At 71.1% G+C, this 17,535-nt stretch carries 16 protein-coding genes; 14 read left to right on the top strand and 2 right to left on the bottom strand.

Going from position 1 to position 17,535, the window contains the following annotated elements; genetic code table 11:
• Nucleotides 1–4 precede the first annotated feature (4 nt).
• The 12 genes from NLX86_RS13990 (at nucleotide 5) to NLX86_RS13935 (ending at nucleotide 11,653) form a co-directional block, all read left to right on the top strand.
• Nucleotides 5–1,234, top strand: a complete 1,230-nt coding sequence (locus NLX86_RS13990) for a fatty acid desaturase (protein ID WP_254371998.1) — start codon at nucleotides 5–7, stop codon at nucleotides 1,232–1,234.
• Between the two features lie 73 nt (nucleotides 1,235–1,307).
• Nucleotides 1,308–1,772 carry a cobalamin-dependent protein gene (locus NLX86_RS13985; RefSeq protein ID WP_254371997.1) on the top strand — a complete coding sequence of 155 codons (465 nt, stop codon included), beginning with the start codon at nucleotides 1,308–1,310 and terminating at the stop codon, nucleotides 1,770–1,772.
• Nucleotides 1,769–3,256 (top strand): methylaspartate mutase, encoded by a 1,488-nt coding sequence (locus tag NLX86_RS13980; protein ID WP_254371996.1) that lies wholly within the window; start codon nucleotides 1,769–1,771, stop codon nucleotides 3,254–3,256. Before NLX86_RS13985 ends, NLX86_RS13980 begins: the two co-directional genes overlap by 4 nt.
• Nucleotides 3,253–4,218 (top strand): quinone oxidoreductase, encoded by a 966-nt coding sequence (locus NLX86_RS13975; RefSeq protein WP_254371995.1) that lies wholly within the window; start codon nucleotides 3,253–3,255, stop codon nucleotides 4,216–4,218. Before NLX86_RS13980 ends, NLX86_RS13975 begins: the two co-directional genes overlap by 4 nt.
• Nucleotides 4,219–4,249: 31 nt before the next feature.
• Nucleotides 4,250–5,260, top strand: coding sequence for a DMT family transporter (locus NLX86_RS13970; protein ID WP_254371994.1), 1,011 nt, complete (start codon nucleotides 4,250–4,252; stop codon nucleotides 5,258–5,260).
• Between the two features lie 2 nt (nucleotides 5,261–5,262).
• Complete coding sequence (locus tag NLX86_RS13965; protein WP_254371993.1) at nucleotides 5,263–6,792, top strand: pyridoxal-dependent decarboxylase; 1,530 nt, start codon at nucleotides 5,263–5,265, stop codon at nucleotides 6,790–6,792.
• A 215-nt stretch (nucleotides 6,793–7,007) separates the two neighbouring features.
• On the top strand, nucleotides 7,008–7,463 hold the full coding sequence (locus NLX86_RS13960; RefSeq protein ID WP_254371992.1) for a class I SAM-dependent methyltransferase: 456 nt from the start codon (nucleotides 7,008–7,010) through the stop codon (nucleotides 7,461–7,463).
• Nucleotides 7,464–7,492: 29 nt separating this feature from the next.
• A complete protein-coding gene (locus NLX86_RS13955; RefSeq protein ID WP_254371991.1) occupies nucleotides 7,493–8,773 on the top strand; it encodes an alpha/beta fold hydrolase in 1,281 nt (426 codons plus the stop codon).
• Nucleotides 8,774–8,786: 13 nt separating this feature from the next.
• Nucleotides 8,787–9,419, top strand: a complete 633-nt coding sequence (locus NLX86_RS13950) for an MBL fold metallo-hydrolase (protein ID WP_254371990.1) — start codon at nucleotides 8,787–8,789, stop codon at nucleotides 9,417–9,419.
• A 40-nt stretch (nucleotides 9,420–9,459) separates the two neighbouring features.
• A complete protein-coding gene (locus NLX86_RS13945) occupies nucleotides 9,460–10,239 on the top strand; it encodes an exodeoxyribonuclease III (RefSeq protein WP_254371989.1) in 780 nt (259 codons plus the stop codon).
• A 94-nt stretch (nucleotides 10,240–10,333) separates the two neighbouring features.
• A complete protein-coding gene (locus NLX86_RS13940) occupies nucleotides 10,334–10,774 on the top strand; it encodes a DUF6278 family protein (RefSeq protein ID WP_254371988.1) in 441 nt (146 codons plus the stop codon).
• 135 nt (nucleotides 10,775–10,909) lie between these two features.
• Nucleotides 10,910–11,653, top strand: a complete 744-nt coding sequence (locus NLX86_RS13935; protein ID WP_254371987.1) for an amino acid ABC transporter ATP-binding protein — start codon at nucleotides 10,910–10,912, stop codon at nucleotides 11,651–11,653.
• Nucleotides 11,654–11,804: 151 nt separating this feature from the next.
• On the opposite strand, the gene NLX86_RS13930 is transcribed toward NLX86_RS13935, so the two are convergent.
• Nucleotides 11,805–13,403: a CocE/NonD family hydrolase gene (locus NLX86_RS13930; RefSeq protein ID WP_254371986.1), complete on the bottom strand. Its 1,599-nt coding sequence runs from the start codon at nucleotides 13,401–13,403 to the stop codon at nucleotides 11,805–11,807.
• Between the two features lie 206 nt (nucleotides 13,404–13,609).
• Between NLX86_RS13930 and NLX86_RS13925 the strand changes: the two genes are divergently transcribed.
• Nucleotides 13,610–14,875, top strand: a complete 1,266-nt coding sequence (locus NLX86_RS13925; RefSeq protein WP_254371985.1) for a cytochrome P450 — start codon at nucleotides 13,610–13,612, stop codon at nucleotides 14,873–14,875.
• Here NLX86_RS13925 and NLX86_RS13920 read toward each other — a convergent pair.
• Complete coding sequence (locus NLX86_RS13920) at nucleotides 14,872–15,615, bottom strand: hypothetical protein (RefSeq protein WP_254371984.1); 744 nt, start codon at nucleotides 15,613–15,615, stop codon at nucleotides 14,872–14,874. The two genes, NLX86_RS13925 and NLX86_RS13920, sit on opposite strands and share 4 nt — an antisense overlap.
• A 103-nt stretch (nucleotides 15,616–15,718) precedes the next feature.
• On the opposite strand from NLX86_RS13920, the gene ggt reads away from it, so the two are divergent.
• Nucleotides 15,719–17,518 (top strand): gamma-glutamyltransferase, encoded by a 1,800-nt coding sequence (ggt, locus tag NLX86_RS13915; protein WP_254371983.1) that lies wholly within the window; start codon nucleotides 15,719–15,721, stop codon nucleotides 17,516–17,518.
• Nucleotides 17,519–17,535: the final 17 nt, after the last annotated feature.

Genomic DNA, 17,535 nt, shown 5'->3' with positions numbered 1-17,535 from the left:
CCCCGTGACTGTGATCAACCCGGAACCCCTCGCCGCCCACCGGCAGGTGGCCGTGGCGCAGGACCCCCGGCAGAGCATGACCGCTCTCCCCGAAATCCTTCAGTACCCGCTGACGATCTTCACCGGCAAGGCCCTTCCCCAGCAGAAGTCCCTCGGCTGGACCCCCACCCTCCACCTGGCGACCGCGACGGCATCGATGGTCGTCGGCGTCCTGGTGAGCACCCTTGGCTACGTGCTCGGCGGCGCTTTCCTGCTGCTCCTGCTGCCCGGCTGGGCGATGACCCTGCACGGGATGCGCAACCTCCGGATGATGGTCTACCACCAGTGCTCGCACCGGAACATGTACCGGAGCCGCAAGCCGGACCGGGCCATCGGCCACGCGATATCGAGCCTGCTCGTCATCCAGAACTTCCAGCGCTACAGCCGTGAGCACGTCAGTGACCACCACGCGACCCACCACATGACGTTGCAGGACCCCACCGTCCAGGCCTTCCTGGTCAGCCTCGGCATGCACCCGGGAATGACCCGCCGTCAGATGTGGCACCGGCTCCTCGGAAGGCTGGTCTCACCGCGCTTCCACCTCGCGTTCGCCGTCTCCCGCGTGCGGTCCTTCTCGAAGGAGTCGGCGCGCAGCGAGAAGGTCACCGCGCTCGCGCTGTACGGCACGGCACTCGCTGCCACCGTCGTCACGGGCACGTGGCAGGCGCTGCTGGTCGTCTGGCTCGTACCGCTCGTCCCGATGTTCCAGATCAGCAACACCCTGCGGCTGTGCGTGAAGCACACCTTCCCCGAGCCGGGTCTCGAGGACCGGCGCAGCCGGGCGTACTTCGCCTCGCTGACCAACGCGATCTTCATCGGCGACCGGGTCCCGTCGGCGGAGCTGCCCGCCGGGCGGCGCGCCCTCGCCTGGAGCCGCTGGACGCTGCGGCTGCTGTTCGTGCACGCCCCGTGCCGCTACCTCGTGCTGACCGGCGACACGGTGGTGCACGACTACCACCACCGGCACCCGCGCAGCACGGACTGGTCGAACTACATCTTCGTCCGCCGGCAGGACGCCGAGGAGGCGGCAGCGGCGGGGGACCGCAACCGGCCGCCGTACCACGAGGTGTGGGGCCTGGCGCCCGCCATCAGCTACGTCTTCGACTCGCTGGCCGCGGCCGACGCCGAGGAGTTCGACGTGAACCGCCTGAAGTCTGTCAGCAAGCGCGAACTCTTCGCCGCCTTCGATGACTGAGCCTCCGATCACCGACGCCACCGCGCGACCTCATACCCCGGCCCCGGCCCCTATCCCGATTCAGGAATTTTCGATGCGGACAACGCCCCACCAGGAATCAGCGCCTCGCACAGTCATCCTCGGGGTCGCGGCCAGCGACAGCCACGCGGTGGCCAACCACCTCATCGCCTACTCGCTGCGCGGCCTCGGCTTCGACGTCGTCAACCTCGGTACCTGCACCCCGGTCGAGGAGTTCGCCGAGGCCTGCGCGCAGTACCCGGACGCCGAAGCCGTCGTCATCGGCAGCCTCAACGGCCATGTCCACGAGGACCTGCGCGGTCTCGACCGGGCCAAGCAGTCCGGCCGGATCACGTGCCCCGTGGTCGTCGGCGGCAACCTGTCGGTCGGCAGCCACAAGGACGCCTCCTCGCTCGACCGTCTCTACGCTACCGGCGTGGACCACATCCTGTCCGACCCGGCCGAGCTGCCGGCTCTCCTCGACGAACTGCGCGCGGCACGCGACCGGTCGGCCGTGACCTCCGGGATGGCGGCGTCATGAGTTTGACCTCGCTGCCCCCGCTCGGCGCGGGAGCGCGCACCCCCCGCAGGCCCGCCGAAGGGGACGGGAACCCGGCGACGCTGCCGACGCCGGCCGAGTCCGCCGCGTACATCACCTCGCTCGGCAAGCTCACTGCGGCCGAGGTCCTCGACCGGTGCCGGGCGCAGGGCCGGGTGGCGATCCAGCCCCGGTGCGGCGTCGGCGGGCACGAGGAGATGAAGGCACTCCTGGCCACCCTGGAGGCCGAGGCCGCGCCCGACATCCTCACGCTCACCATCGACTCGCACACCCGGCTCCTGCGGTTCGAGGAGGCGCTGCGCACCCTCAACCTCCGCCCCGCCGACCTGAACGGCTACCCCCTGGTGGCCCACGGCTGGCGGCGCGGCAGGGAGATCAACGAACTCCTCGCGGCGCCCCTGGAGATCCGGCACGGTTCGCCGGACGCCCGCATCCTCTTCGACGTGTCCGTGGCCTCCGGCATCACCTCCTTCGAGGGCGGCGGGATCTCGTACAACCTGCCCTACTCGAAGGCCGTGCCGCTGGCCGATTCGCTCGGGGCCTGGCAGGACGTGGACCGGCGCTGCGGGGAGCTCGCCGACCACGGCGTGGTCATCGACCGGGAGCTGTTCGGCACGCTCACCGCCGTCCTCGTGCCGCCCTCCATCAGCCTTGCCATCAGCGTCCTGGAGGCGGTCCTCGCCGCCCGCGCCGGCGTGCGCTGCATCTCCGTCGCGTACCCGCAGGGTGGTCATCTCGCCCAGGACGTCGCGGCCTTGCGGAGCATCCCCGTACTGGCCGAGCGCTATCTCCCCGCCGGGGTCACGGTCCACGCGGTGCTGCACGAGTTCATGGGCGTCTTCCCGCGCGAGCGGGCCCATGCCGAGGACCTGATCCTCTACGGGGCGCTCGTCGCCCGGCTCGGCGGGGCCTCCAAACTGATCACCAAGACCCATCAGGAGGCGTACGGGATTCCGGACACGGCGGCGAACGTGGAGGGCCTCCGGCTGGCCGACCGCGCCAACTCGCCCCTCCTCGACTTCATCAAGGTCGACCAGAACCAGGTCGCCGAGGAGATGGAGTGGATACTCGCGGAGGTCGCCGACCTCGTCGAACCACTCCTGGAACGCGCCGACCTGCCAGAGGCGATCGGCCAGGCGTTCGCGCAGGGCCGGCTCGACATCCCCTTCAGCGCCAGCCGTTACGCCCGCTCCGACCTGATCCCGCGGCGCGACGCCGCGGGCGCCATCCGCTACCTGTCGACCGGCGCGCTGCCGTTCTCGGCGACCCACCTGCGCCGCAACGAGGAACTCCTGAACGCGGTGGACGGCCCGGAACCCGGATTCGACACGCTGATGCAGGGACTGACCGGCGACATCAACCACTTCCGGCACGTGTTCCAGGAGGAGGAGCCGGCCGCCAAGCCCCGCCCCCTCATCCGCCCCCACTCCCACCCCCGCACACAGCGAACCGAGGAACGGACATGATGCGAGCCCTCCACGTCACCGAGCCCGGTGGCCCCGCCGCCCTCACCCCCACGGACCTCCCCGAACCGTCCGCCCTCCCCGGCCACGCCGTCGTCCGCAACGCCGTGATCGGCCTCAACTTCATCGACGTCTACTACCGCAACGGCACCTACCCGGCCCCGTACCCGCTCGTCCCCGGCCAGGAGGCGGCGGGAATCGTCACTGCCGTGGGCGAGGGCATCGAGGGCATCGCACCCGGCGACCGCGTCGCCTACGCGACCCAGCTCGGCGCCTACGCCGAGTACACGGCCGTACCGGCGGCCAAGTTGGTACCCGTCCCCGAGCCCGTGTCCCTCCAGGACGCGGCGGCGGTCCTGCTCCAGGGACTCGCCGCGCACTACCTGAGCCACACCACCCACCCCGTGGCGTCCGGCGAGACCGTCGTCGTCCTCGCGGCGGCCGGCGGCCTGGGCCAGCTGCTGGTGCAACTGGCCGCGCACCGGGGCGCGAACGTCGTCGCCGTCGCCTCCAGCAAGGAGAAGCAGCAGATCGCCCTCGCGGCGGGTGCCCAACACGCCGTGCCCTACGAGAACTTCGCGGGCGCCGTGCGCGAACTCACCGGCGGCGAGGGCGCGCACGTGGTCTACGACTCGGTCGGCGCGGCCACGTTCGAGACCAGCGTCAAGGCGCTGCGCCGTCGCGGCACCCTCGTCGTCTGCGGCCTGTCCAGCGGTCCCGTACCGCCCTTCGACGCGGAGCTGCTGCGCACCTCCGGCTCGCTCTACCTCACCCGCCCCACCCTCGCCGACCACGTACCGGACGCGCCGTCCCTTCGGGCCGCGGCCGCCGAGCTCTTCGGTTACGTCGCCCAGGGCGTCGTACGCCCGAACGTGCACGCGGAGCTGCCGCTGGCCGACGCGGCGCGGGCGCACGAACTGCTGGAGGGCCGCGTCACCACGGGCAAGGTCCTGCTCACGCCGTGACGTAGACGACAAGGGGAGGCAGGAGGACGCCATGAGTGTCGACATGAGTACGAGTACGGCGACGAAGGCATCGGCGACAGCACCGGCAACGATCACCGGGCGCAAGGGGATCGGCGTGGTCCCGGCGCCACTGCTCATGCTCATCGGGATGGTGACCACGCAGCTGGGCGCGGCGTTCGCCAAGCAGCTGTTCGGCACGGTGGGCCCGGCGGCGATGACCGTGATGCGACTGGGCTTCGCGGCCGTCGTACTGCTGCTGTGGTGGCGGCCCTCGCTGCGCCTGGACCGTCGTACGGCGGGCGCGGTGGCAGCGCTCGGCGTCGCCATCGCGGGCATGAACATCTGCTTCTACCTGGCCATGGCCCGGATGCCGGTCGGGGTGGCCCTGACCGTGGGCATGGCGGGCCCGCTCGCGGTCGCGGCGCTGTCCTCGCGCCGGGCCAGGGACAGGCTCTGGATCGTGCTCGCGGCGTGCGGCATCGCGCTGCTGGGCTGGCAGGGCGGCGCGGCCGGCCTGACCGGCCTGCTGATCGCCCTCGCCTGCGCCGTCTTCTGGGGTTCGTACGTGCCGTTGTCGGCCAGGGTCGGGGCGGTGCTGCCCGGCGGCGGTGGACTCGCGCTCGCCATGGCGTTCGGCACCCTGTGCTCGCTGCCGGCCGGACTGGCGGAGGGCGGCGAGGCGCTGGCCCGGCCGGAGGTGCTGGCCTTCGGCTTCGCCGTCGCGATGCTGTCGTCACTCGTCCCGTACACCTGCGAGATGGAGACGCTGCGCCGGGTGTCGGCGCTGGTCTTCGGGGTGCTGCTGAGCCTGGAACCGGCGATCGGCGCCCTGGTCGCCCTGCTCGTCCTGCACGAAACCCTTTCCCTGGCACAGGCGTTGGGGCTGGCCGCGGTGGTGGTGGCGTCGATCGGCGTCATCCGCAGCACACGGCCGTCCCGGCAGCGTCCGCCCCGTACCAACCCCAGCCCCGCCCCCAGCCCCACCCCCGCCCCCAGCCCCACCCCCGCCCCCAGTCCCACCCTCACCCAAGGAACCGAATAAAGATGATCGACACAGGCAGGAACGCAGCGCTGGCAGGCCGTCCGGAGGGTCTGGAACAGCTCAGGACCCTCCTGGACACGGCCCTCGGCGCACTCGGCGACGCCGCGCTCAAGCGCGGCGGCCCGCTCCCGGCCGGCGGGCCGGACGCGGCGGTGGCCGCGGTGCGCGAGGCGATGGGCGGGGGGAAGTTCCTCGCCGATGAGCCCAGCGCGCAGCGGGTGACGGACCTCTTCGAGGCGTACGCGACGTGGGCGGCCGACCTCACGCACCCGTCGGCCGTGGCCCGCATGCAGTGCGCGCCCACGGCCGCGTCCGCCGCCGCCGAACTGCTGGCCGCCGTACTCAACCAGTCGCTGCACTCCTGGGAGAGCGGCCCCTTCGCGCTCGAACTGGAGCGACAGCTGATCAAGGAGATGGCCTCCTGGGTCGGCTTCGGCGACGAGGCGTCGGGCACCCTGACCCCCGGCGGCAGCATCTCCAACCTGATGGGGCTGCTGCTCAGCAGGGACCATGCACTGAAGGACGTGGACTCGACGGGCCCCGGCTCGGGGGAGGTGTCCCGGGCGGGGTTGGCGGGGCGGCGGATCCGCCCGCGCATCCTCTGCTCGGCGGCTGCCCACTTCTCGATCGCACGGGCCGCCGGATTCCTCGGCCTCGGCCGGGACGCCGTGGTGACCGTGCCGGTGGACGACCGGGGCCGGATGCTCGCCGACGAGGCCAGGCGGATACTCGGCGGCTTCGCCCCCGACGAGGTCCCGGTGGCCCTGGTCGCGACGGCCGGCACCACCGATCACGGGTCCTTCGATCCACTGCCCGAGCTCGCGGCGCTCGCAGCCGAGTACCGGATCTGGCTGCACGTCGACGCGGCGTACGGCATCGGAGCGCTGTTCTCGCCGACGCTCGCCCCGCTCCTCGACGGCCTGGCACAGGCCGACTCGGTCGCCTTCGACCTGCACAAGTTCGGCTGGACCCCGGCCTCTTCGAGCGTGCTGCTGGTGCGCGACCAACGGCACATGGACTGCCTCGACCAGCAGGCCGTCTACCTGAACCCGTCCGACGACGAGGCCGCCGGCTTCACCGCCCTGCTCGGCACGTCCCTCCAGACCACCCGCCGCTCCGACGCCTTCAAGATCGCTGCCTCGCTGCTGACGGTCGGCCGCGAGGGCATGGGCGCCTGGGTGGACGCCTGCCACGAACGGGCGCGCTACGCCGCGACCCGCATCGCCGCCATCGACGGCCTGGACCTGGTGGCGGAACCGCTGCTCAGTACGGTGATCTTCCGCTGCCGGCCCGCGGACGCGACCCCCGTGGAGGACGAGAGCGCCTGGAACGCGGCGATACGCAGGAAGCTCATGGCGGAGGGCCGGGCCCTGCTCGCCCGTACGAAGATCACCGGCCCGAACGGCAGGCCGCAGGTCCACCTGAAACTGGTCTTCCTCAACCCGACGACGACCGAGGAGGAGATCGACGGACTGCTGACGGACATCACGGCTGCCGCCCGCGAGCTGGCGGAGAGCGAAAAGGTCTTGTAGCACACCGTGCAGCACGACGACGGGCGCGGACGGGTGTGCTGGGAGGCAGCCACCTCGCCGGCCTCTGCTCCTCGGCGGCGTTGAACTCTTCGGACCGGCCGGGCGGAGGCCGCCCGGCCGGTCCTGGACTCGTTCTTTGTGACGGCGGCAGCGGCGGTACCGGACCGCATCAGGTGGGCGATCGAGACACTGGCCGTGGTACCGGCCGACGGCTGTTGGAGATCGGATGCGGCGGCGGTGTCGCGGTCGAGCTGATCTGCCCGCTGCTGTCCACGGGCAGCATCACCGCCATCGACCGTTCCGCCACGATGACCGCACGCGCCCTCGAGCGCAATGCCGATGGCATCCGGACCGGCCGGAGCAACGTCGTCACCTCCGCCTTCTCGGCAGCCGGCCTCGCCGCCGCAGGCATCGGCAGCCAGCGCTTCGACAAGATCTTCGCGATCAACGTCAACCTCTTCTGGACCGGCCCGGCTCGCGACGAGCTCGCACTGGCAAGAGACCGCCTCGCGCCGGAAGGCGTCCTGTGGCTGTTCTACGAGCCGCCTCCCGGTCGGCGCGGCGACGAGATCATCGGCGAGGCGGCCGACGTGCTCGACAAGGGCGGATTCGCCACTCAGGTGGTCCAGTCGGCGTCGAGGTTTGGCGAGCGTCCCGACCCCAGTCAGTGAGAAATTGTGAGATGTGGGAGCGTGAGCGGGTGAGTGAGAGTGCGACGAACGTCCTGCAATACCGCTTTGACGGGCCAGAAGACGCACCTGTCCTGATCTTGGGACCGTCCCTCGGCACCACATGGCACATGTGGGACCGGCAGATACCCGAGCTGACGCAAGCGTGGAGAGTGCTGCGGTTCGACCTCCCGGGACACGGCGGCGCACCCGCCGAGCCCGCGCCGTCCGTCGGTGAACTGGCCGACCGGCTCCTCGCCACCCTGGACGAGCTCGGCGTTCAGTATTTCGGCTACGCGGGCTGTGCCATCGGCGGCGCGATCGGCGCCGACCTGGCGCTGCGCCATCCGCAGCGGCTCGCGTCGCTGGTGCTCGTCGCCTCCTCGCCCCGGTTCGGTACGGCCGACGAGTTCCGCCGGCGTGGCGTGATCGTACGGACCAACGGCCTCGACCCGATGGCGAGGACCGCGCCCGACCGGTGGTTCACGCACACCTTCGCCGCCGCGCAGCCCGCGATCGTGGAGTGGTCCGTCCAGATGGTGCGGACCACCGACCCCGAGTGCTACATCGCCGCCTGCGAGGCGCTGGCGGCCTTCGACATCCGCGCCGAACTGGGCAGGATCGGCGTCCCCACCCTCGTCCTGGCGGGCTCCGAGGACCGCGACACCGGCCCCGCCGACGCCCGCACCCTGGTTGCCGGGATCCCGGACGCCCGGCTCGCCGTGGTGCCCGGCGCCTCGCACCTGGCCCCGGTCGAGCAGCCCGCGGCGGTCACGGACCTGCTGGTCCGGCACTTCGGCAGCGCCTGGCAGCCCGCGCTCGACGCCGCCGGTTTCGCGCCGGCCGCGACACCGCACACCCTGCACGTGCCGGTACCGCCGCAGGCACCGGTCACCGCGGAGCCCGGCCCCGCGCCCGAGGCCGCCGGGCGTCCCGACCCGTACGAGGCCGGTCTCAAGATCCGCCGCGAGGTGCTGGGCGACGCCCATGTGGACCGGGCCCTGGCCGCGGCGGACGACCTCACCGGCGACTTCCAGGAACTGCTCACCCGCTACGCGTGGGGCGAGGTGTGGGCCCGGGAGGGCCTGGACCGCCGTACGCGCAGCTGCGTCACGCTGACCGCGCTGGTCGCGGGCGGCCACCTGGAGGAGCTGGCCGCCCACACCCGCGCCGCCCTGCGCAACGGCCTCACCCCGGCCGAGATCAGTGAGGTGATCCTGCAGACGGCCGTCTACTGCGGAATGCCGGCCGCGGACTCCGCCTTCAGGGTGGTCTGTGCCGTCATTCAGGAGGAGACGACGCCCCAGCCGTAGCAGGATGGCCGGTATGAGGCTGACGAAGAAGCTCCACTCCTGTATCCGGCTGGAGAAGGACGGGCAGACGCTCGTCATCGATCCCGGCGCCTTCAGCGAGGAGGACGCCGCGGTGGGCGCGGACGCCGTCCTCGTCACGCACGAGCATGCCGACCACTTCAGCGAGGAACGGCTGCGGGCCGCCCTGGAGGCCAACCCGGGCGCCGCGGTCTGGACCCTGCGCAGCGTCGCGGACCGGATCTCGGCGGCGTTCCCGGGCCGTGTGCACACGGTCGGCCACGGCGACACCTTCACGGCCGCAGGCTTCGACGTGCAGGTGCACGGCGAACTGCACGCGGTGATCCATCCGGACATCCCGCGGATCACCAACGTCGGGTACCTGCTGGACGGTTCCGTCTTCCACCCGGGCGACGCGTTCACGGTCCCCGACCAGCCGGTCCAGACGCTGATGGTCCCGGTGATGGCCCCGTGGAACAAGATCTCCGAGGTGATCGAGTACGTGCGCGAGGTCAAGCCGCAGCGGGCCATCGACATCCACGACGCGCTGCTCACCGATCTTGCGCGGCCCATCTACGACACACATCTGGGCAATCTCGGCGGCGCCGACCACGGCCGGCTGACCGCCGGGGACTCGACCGACCTCTGACGAATCCCGGCTGTCGGACCCGGCCGATAGGCTGGTGCACATGCGTATCGCCACCTGGAACGTCAACTCGATCACCGCCCGGCTGCCCCGGCTGCTGGCCTGGCTGGAGAGCACCGGCACCGACGTGCTGTGCATCCAGGAGACCAAGTGCACCCTCGAGCAGTTCCCGCACGACGAGCTGCGCGAGCTCGGTTACGAAGCCGTGGTCAACGCCTCCGGCCGGTGGAACGGCGTGGCGGTGGTCTCCCGGGTGGGCCTGGAGGACGTGGACCTCGGCCTGCCCGGCGGACCGGACTACGAGGGCATTCAGGAGCCGCGGGCGGTCTCCGCGACCTGCGGCCCGGTCCGGGTCTGGTCGGTGTACGTGCCGAACGGCCGGGAGGTCGCGCACGATCACTACACGTACAAGCTGAGCTGGATCGAGGCGCTGAAGGCGGCGGTCGCCGAAGACGCCGCGGGGGAGCGCCCGTTCGCCGTCCTGGGCGACTTCAACGTGGCCCCCACCGACGACGACGTGTGGGATCCGTCGTTCTTCGTGGGCGCGACGCATGTCACGCCGGCCGAGCGGGCGGCGCTGGCCGCGCTGCGCGAGGCAGGGCTCTCGGACGTGGTGCCGCGCCCCCTCAAGTACGACCACCCGTACACGTACTGGGACTACCGCCAGCTCGCGTTCCCCAAGAACCGGGGCATGCGCATCGACCTGGTGTACGGCAACGACCCCTTCACCAAGGCTGTGAAGGACTCCTACGTGGACCGGGAGGAGCGCAAGGGAAAGGGCGCCTCCGACCACGCCCCGGTCGTCCTCGACCTGGAGGTCTAGGGGGGCCCGGGAGTCCGGGGGTCCTGGGGTCCGGTGCGGGCAACTCCCGCGCGCCTGTGGTGTCGTGACCGGTACGGATGCGAGGCTGGGTGGTATGAACATCCCTTTCTTGGACAACTGGCGCAAGCGGCATGAAGCGGTGCGGGGGCTGGCGTTGACCGCTGCGATCGAGAGTGATCCGGCGAGCGTGGCCGAGTTGCTCTCCGAGTGCGAGCTGCTGCGTGTTCAGGCGGGAGCGGCCGGGCTCGAACTCGACGAGACCCCGGCCTCGTTGGAGGCACTGGACCAGCTGATGCCGCGCTGGCGCCGGGATCCGGAGGATGTGCCCTGGCTCGGCAACGACGCGGGCCTCTACCTGGGCACGGTCCTCATCCGTACCGTGCCGGGCGCGGGCTGGCAGGTCTGGCCCAACGGGCAGCCGGTCGTGCGGCTGGCCTCGGGCCGGGAGATCAACGTGGTGGAGGCCGGCCTCTCCTGGGCGGTCACCGGCTCCCCGGAGCTTTCCCAGATGTACGCCGAGGCCTCGGAGGGCTGACGGGATGCGATGCGGGGCGCAATTCGGCCAAAATACGGTTTATGCCCTATTTATGCGTGTCGGTTGTGAAGTGCCATTTCGGGCTGGATAGTTTGCGCTGACCTCGGACACTGCTGAGAGTGGGTAGGGCAGCGTATGGCCGTCGATCCATTGATCGAGCTGCGTGGCGTCGATAAATACTACGGAAAGTTGCACGTACTGAAGGACATCGACCTCACCGTCGGCCGCGGGGAGGTGGTGGTGGTCATCGGCCCTTCCGGATCGGGGAAATCAACGCTCTGCCGGGCGATCAACCGGCTCGAGACGATCGAGTCGGGCACCATCACCATCGACGGTCAGCTCCTCCCCGAGGAGGGCAAGGCGCTGGCCAAGCTCCGCGCCGAGGTGGGGATGGTCTTCCAGTCCTTCAATCTGTTCGCCCACAAGACCGTGCTGGCCAATGTCTCGCTCGCGCAGATCAAGGTGCGGGACCGCAAGCGGGACGAGGCGGACCGGCGCTCGCGCCTGCTCCTCGAACGGGTCGGACTCGCCGACCAGGCCGACAAGTTCCCCGCCCAGCTGTCCGGCGGCCAGCAGCAGCGCGTCGCGATCGCCCGCGCTCTCGCCATGGATCCCAAGGCGCTCCTCTTCGACGAGCCCACCTCGGCGCTCGACCCCGAGATGATCAACGAGGTGCTGGAGGTGATGCAGCAGCTCGCCCGCGAGGGCATGACGATGGTCGTCGTCACCCACGAGATGGGCTTCGCGCGCTCCGCGGCCAACCGTGTCGTCTTCATGGACGAGGGCCGGATCCTCGAGGACCGCGCCCCGGCGGACTTCTTCACCCACCCGGAGACCGACCGGGCCAAGGACTTCCTGTCCAAGATCCTCAAGCACTGACCGGGGGCGGGCCACTCGTGAACGTTTACCGCAGGCGGCGTGGGAGAGCCGAACCAGGGACGCTGCTGCCTGGGGTCCCCCCACGCCCTTAGGGGCGCAGGGGGAAGTGCAGCAGCTCATGGGCAGTGGCCCGCCCGGCAGCAGCCGGAGATCACTTCTCGCGCAGCGGGACCGACACGTAGGACGGGTCGGCCGCGGGGGAGGAGAAGGTCAGCTGCGCGCCGGACGGGTTGTGCTCGATGTAGAGCGGGTCGACGGTGTCGACGACCAGGGCGAGACGGTGGCCGGCCGGGACGTCGTAGGCGGTGGAGAACAACTCCAGGTCTACGGCGAACGGCTTGCCCGGCGTCTGGCCGTGGAAGGTGTACGGCGCATGGCTGACCAGCTTGCCGAGGCCGAGCGGGCCCACGTCGTAGAGGTAGGCGACGAGGGTGCCGCTCTCCTTGGTGCTGGTGACCGTGGTGTGGAGCTCGCTCGTGCCGCGGATGTGCTGCGCGGAGCCGTACCGCTCGGACTGCCAGACGCCGGCGAACGAACGCGGCAGCAGCGGGATCGAGGCCATGGGCGGCAGCTTGAAGAACTGGTCGAGCATGCTGGAGAGGAAGATCAGGCCGCCGTTGGCGCCCGAGTCGATGTTCGCGTGGATGTTCCGGGTGTTGTCCAGTGCGATCCGCTCGGCGCCGTCCGGTACGTCCTTCCAGCTCGCGTACCCCTCGTAGCCGCCCGTGGAGCGGGATTTCAGCTGAACCGGCCGCTCGGTGTCGATGCCGTTGCGCTCGTCCCTGAGGTACCGGTCGAACCAGCGGTGGGCGTTGGTCCAGGTGTCGTTGGGCAGGCCGAGCAGGCCGGTGCCCTCGGCGGTCGCGTGGTCGCCGGGGCGGAATTCGAGGCGCTTGGGGCCGGTGAGCTTCTCGTAGAACGAGGCGTACTGGTTGGGTGGGAAGAGGCTGTCGCCCCAGGCGTTGCCCAGCATGACGGCGGCGCCGTTGCTGTTGATCTCATCGACCCGGTAGACGGGTGAACGCTTCCTGGCCCAGTCGATCATGTGCTGCTCCCTGGCCAGGTTGGAGCCGAGGAAGTCCACCATGATCTGCTGGAGTTCGGCGCTCGGCCGGCCGGTGACGAAGCCGGCCCCGGTGAGCATGGCGGCGGCCTGGACGTGCTGGGTGCGGCCGCTGTAGATCGACTCGATGAGATCGCCCCAGCCGCTCATCGCCACCACGGCCCTGACCCGCTTGTCGCTGCCGGCGGTCATCAGACTGATGCCGGCACCGTACGAGACCCCGCCCATCCCGATGCGCTCCGGATCGGCGGCGGTGTGCGCGAGTGCCCAGTCGATCACCGCCGAGGCGTCGGCGATATCGGGTGGGCCGGCGACTTCGATACTGCCGCCGGAGAGCCAGAAGCCGCGCGAGGTGTAACTCACCACCACATAGCCGGAGTCGGCGAGTTTCTTCGCCTGCGCCACGTACTCGAACTGCGGAACGCCCCAGCTGGTGGGCAGCACGATCAGCGGGTACCTGCTGCTCGAGGTGGCGCCCGCCGGGGTGAAGACATTGCCCTTGAGGGTGATGCCGCCGGAGCCGGGGATGTCATACAACCGGACCGTCGGGGATTCGGCCGCGGCGGCTGCCTCGGCGGCCGGGGCCGCCTGGGACGCGGGAGCCGCCGCGAAGGCGGTCCCGGCGAGCAGTGCCGCGCAGACGGTGCCGATCGCGGTGGTGCGCAGGGGCCTGTGGGGGTGGGCCATGTGGATCGCTCCTCGCTCACGCCGATGCAAAGTGACCAGACGGTAACCGCGGGGGCTTACTGGAGGTAACTCTCCGGTAAGTTACGCGAGGGTAACGATTATTGGCCATCGTGTCAGCGGCCGAACTCAGCCCAGACCGCGCTGCGTCGGGCCACTCGGCCGAGGCGGTCTTGCCCGGCGCGGGCGGCGGGGTCACCGTGGGGCCCGTGACAGTCCCCGACGTCTTCGATCCGCGGATCTACGCGGACGGCATCCCCCACGACCGCTACCGGGCGCTGCGCGACTTCCGTCCGGTGGCCCGGCAGGACGAGTACGAAGTGCTGGGCTGGCCCGCCGGACCCGGCTTCTGGGCGGTCACCCGGCACCATGACGTAGTCCGCGTACTCAAGGACTCCGCGACCTTCTCGTCCGAGCTGGGCGCCACCCAGATCCGCGATCCGGAGCCGGACGACCTGCCGTTCATCCGCCGCATGATGCTCAATCAGGACCCGCCCGCGCACGGCCGGCTGCGCCGCCTGGTCAGCCGGGCGTTCACCCCGGGCCGTACCGGCCGCTTCGAGGCGGCCGCCCGCGCGCGGGCGCGGGCGCTGCTGACCGGGGCACGGGACGTGGCCGAGGACGGCGTCCTCGATCTTGTCGCCACCGTCACCGACGACTACGCCCTCCTCAACCTCGCGGACCTGCTCGGCGTACCGAAGAGCGACCGCGGCATGCTGCTGAAGTGGACCGAGCGCGTCATCGGCTACCAGGACCCCGACGAGGCCGCCGCGCTCTCCCACGGGCCGGACGGGCGGCCGGTCAATCCGCGCTCGCCGGCGGTGCTGGGCGAGATGTTCGCGTACGCGCAGCAACTCGCGACGTACAAACGGCGCCACCCGAGCGACGACGTCATGACGGCCCTCGCGCACGCGACGGACGGCGACACCCGGCTCACGGCCGCCGAACTGGAGATGTTCTTCTTCCTGCTGACCGTCGCGGGCAACGACACCGTACGCAGCGCCGCGCCCGGCGGCTTTCTGGCGCTGGCAGAGCAACCCGACGAGCAGCGCAGACTCCGCGCGGGCCGAGCGGCGGTGGACACCGCCGTCGAGGAACTGCTGCGCCGGCACCCGCCGGTGCTCAGCTTCCGGCGGACCGCGACCCGCGACACCGAGCTCGCCGGACAGCCGGTGCGCGCGGGCGACAAGGTCGTCGTCTTCCACGCCTCGGCCAACCACGACGAGCGCGTCTTCGACGAGCCGCACTGCCTCGACCTGACCCGTACGCCGAACCCGCACGTGTCCTTCGGGGACGGCCCGCACATCTGCCTCGGCGCCCACTTCGCCCGGCTCCAGCTGCGGGTCCTGCACGAGGAGGCGCTGCGCACGCTCCCCGAGCTGTCGCTCGCGGCTCCGCCCCGGCGGCTGGTGTCCAACTTCATCAACGGCATCAAGTCGCTGCCGCTGGAACTGGGGAAGCCGGGACCGCGCTAGCTCACGGCTCGGTGGGAGGTACGAACGGGCGGGGCGGGTGTCTGCGCGGCGCGGGTGACGTCCTCGACCAGCTCGACCACATCGGGGCCGTACGCCCGCGAGTTGACCACCTTCAGCAGCAGGCAGAACGACTTGTCGCCGTGCTTACGGGCCAGCTTCTCGTGGTTGCGTGCCAGATAGCGGGAGGCCGCCTGGTTGGTGATCGCGCGCTGCCCGCAGAAGAGGAACACGGGCCGGGCGCCCTGACCGACGGTCAGCCGCGCCAGCAGGACGTACTCCGCCGTCCCGGCGTCCATGCGGTAGCGCTCGCTGCCGATCTGGAAAGAACCGCGGTCCGGGCCGGGCTCCGTATCGGTGTTGACCGCGACCCCGGGCAGCAGGGACTGAAGGTGGGCGGCCATGCGCCGATTTGAGTAAGGACCGCCGACGCAGAACTCCGTGCGTTCGCCGAATCCCTGCTGCGCGGTGTCGTGCTGGATGATCTGGGCGTGCGCCCCGCAGTCCTTGATCAGGGCGGCGAGTTCGAGGAGCGCGAAGACGTCGAAGCGGTGCACGGCGCCGTCGCTGCCCGCCTCCCGGTTGACCACGAGCAGCGACTCGGAGTTCTTCGGCAGCCCCAGGAAGGACTGCTTGCGGTGCAACTTCCGCCGCCACACATAGGTCCGGGCCAACCAGCCCAGGGAGGCGCTGATTCCGGCGGCCACCACTCCGAGCACGATGTTGCGCACGTCGTCAGTCATGGGGCGGCATGCTAGCGGGACCGCGTATCCGTGTTCGAGGCGGTCCTGACGGGGCGGTGCGGTGAAGTTACGCTGCGCGGACGGTCGTCGACTGGAGGTACGGATGCGTCGTCCCGCCCGGAGCCTGTCCCTGCTCGCTGTTGCCGCGGCCCTGGTGTCGGTGGGGGCCACCGCGCCACCGCAGGTGCCGACTTCGCCGCCCGTCAATGAACCGGTCGCCGTCGGGTACGGCGGCGCGGTCGCCAGCGTCGACGCGGACGCCTCCGCAGCAGGCATCGAGGTGCTGCGCAAGGGCGGCAACGCGGTGGACGCGGCGGTCGCGACCGCCGCGGCGCTGGGCGTCACCGAGCCGTACTCCGCCGGGATCGGCGGTGGCGGCTACTTCGTCTACTACGACGCGAAGCAGCGCCGCGTCCACACCATCGACGGGCGCGAGACCGCGCCCAAGTCCGCACACTCCTCCCTCTTCCTGGAGAACGGCGCGCCGATTGCCTTCGCCGAGGGCCAGACGAGCGGCCTCGGCGTGGGCACCCCCGGCACGCCCGCCACCTGGGACGCGGCGCTCGACGCGTGGGGGAGCAAGCCCCTCGAACGGCTGCTGAAGCCGGCCGAGCGGCTGGCCCGGGACGGATTCACGGTGGATGCCACGTTCCGCGCCCAGACCGAGGCCAACGAGGCCCGGTTCGCCGACTTCCCGGACACGGCCCGGCTCTTCCTGCCGGGCGGGCAACTGCCCGTCGTCGGCTCCACCTTCAAGAACCCCGACCTGGCCCGTACATACGCCGAACTGTCCCGCAAGGGCGTCGACACCCTCTACCGGGGCGCACTGGCCGAGGACATCGTCCGTACGGTTCGCAAGCCCCCCGTCGACCCGAAGGCCACCCGGGTGGTGCGGCCCGGCGACCTGACGTCGAAGGACCTGCGGGCGTACGGAACGAAGCGGCAGGCCCCGACGAAGGTCTCCTACCGCGGACTCGACGTCTACGGCATGGCGCCCTCGTCGTCCGGCGGCACCAGCGTCGGTGAGGCGCTCAACATCCTTGAGCGGACCGACCTTTCGAAGGCGAAGGCCACACCGGCGCGGTACCTGCACCGGTTCATCGAGGCGAGCCGGATCGCCTTCGCGGACCGCGGACGGTGGGTCGGCGACCCGGCGTTCGAGGACGTCCCCACCCGAGGGCTGCTCTCCCAGCGCTTCGCGGACGCGCGCGAGTGCCTGATCAAGGACGACGCCGTACTCAAGAGCCCCCTCGCGCCGGGTGACCCGAGGCGCCCGGCCGCGTGCGCGTCCGGCGGAAAGGCCGCCCCCACGACGTACGAGGGGGAGAACACCACCCACCTCACGGCGGCCGACAAGTGGGGCAACGTCGTCGCGTACACCCTGACCATCGAGTCGACCGGCGGCAGCGGCATCACCGTGCCGGGGCGCGGCTTCCTGCTCAACAACGAACTGACCGACTTCTCCTTCGCGCCGGCCGACCCGGCCGTCCACGACCCGAACCTGCCCGGGCCGGGCAAGCGGCCGCGGTCCTCGATGTCCCCGACGATCGTCCTCCAGGACGGCCGCCCGCTGCTCGCCCTCGGCTCGCCGGGCGGCGCGACGATCATCACGACGGTCCTGCAGACGCTGACGGGCCATCTGGACCGGGGGATGCGGCTGGTCGACGCGATCGCGGCGCCGCGTGCGAGCCAGCGCAACCAGGCGACGACGGAACTCGAACCCGCTCTGTTCAACAGCCCGTTGCGAACCGAGCTGGAGGCCATCGGCCACGGCTTCCGGCTCAACCCGGAGATCGGCGCGGCGACCGGCGTCCAGCGCCTGCCGGACGGCCGCTGGCTGGCGGCGGCGGAGAGGGTCCGCCGGGGCGGCGGCTCGGCGATGGTGGTCCACCCAACACGCTGAGGCGCCCCGCGCACACG

Source organism: Streptomyces sp. A3M-1-3 (assembly GCF_024213665.1).
Taxonomy (GTDB): domain Bacteria; phylum Actinomycetota; class Actinomycetes; order Streptomycetales; family Streptomycetaceae; genus Streptomyces.
Note: the sequence above shows the minus strand (reverse complement) of the source record. Positions and strands in the feature narration are given on the sequence as shown.

Bases quoted from the DNA above. Each gene is read 5' to 3' on its own strand.
- NLX86_RS13985 (WP_254371997.1), top strand. From the start codon at position 1,308: ATGCGGACAACGCCCCACCAGGAATCAGCGCCTCGCACAGTCATCCTC.
- NLX86_RS13980 (WP_254371996.1), top strand. From the start codon at position 1,769: ATGAGTTTGACCTCGCTGCCCCCGCTCGGCGCGGGAGCGCGCACCCCC.
- NLX86_RS13975 (WP_254371995.1), top strand. From the start codon at position 3,253: ATGATGCGAGCCCTCCACGTCACCGAGCCCGGTGGCCCCGCCGCCCTC.
- NLX86_RS13970 (WP_254371994.1), top strand. From the start codon at position 4,250: ATGAGTGTCGACATGAGTACGAGTACGGCGACGAAGGCATCGGCGACA.
- NLX86_RS13965 (WP_254371993.1), top strand. From the start codon at position 5,263: ATGATCGACACAGGCAGGAACGCAGCGCTGGCAGGCCGTCCGGAGGGT.
- NLX86_RS13950 (WP_254371990.1), top strand. From the start codon at position 8,787: ATGAGGCTGACGAAGAAGCTCCACTCCTGTATCCGGCTGGAGAAGGAC.
- NLX86_RS13945 (WP_254371989.1), top strand. From the start codon at position 9,460: ATGCGTATCGCCACCTGGAACGTCAACTCGATCACCGCCCGGCTGCCC.
- NLX86_RS13940 (WP_254371988.1), top strand. From the start codon at position 10,334: ATGAACATCCCTTTCTTGGACAACTGGCGCAAGCGGCATGAAGCGGTG.
- NLX86_RS13935 (WP_254371987.1), top strand. From the start codon at position 10,910: ATGGCCGTCGATCCATTGATCGAGCTGCGTGGCGTCGATAAATACTAC.
- NLX86_RS13930 (WP_254371986.1), bottom strand. From the start codon at position 13,403: ATGGCCCACCCCCACAGGCCCCTGCGCACCACCGCGATCGGCACCGTC.
- NLX86_RS13920 (WP_254371984.1), bottom strand. From the start codon at position 15,615: ATGACTGACGACGTGCGCAACATCGTGCTCGGAGTGGTGGCCGCCGGA.
- ggt (WP_254371983.1), top strand. From the start codon at position 15,719: ATGCGTCGTCCCGCCCGGAGCCTGTCCCTGCTCGCTGTTGCCGCGGCC.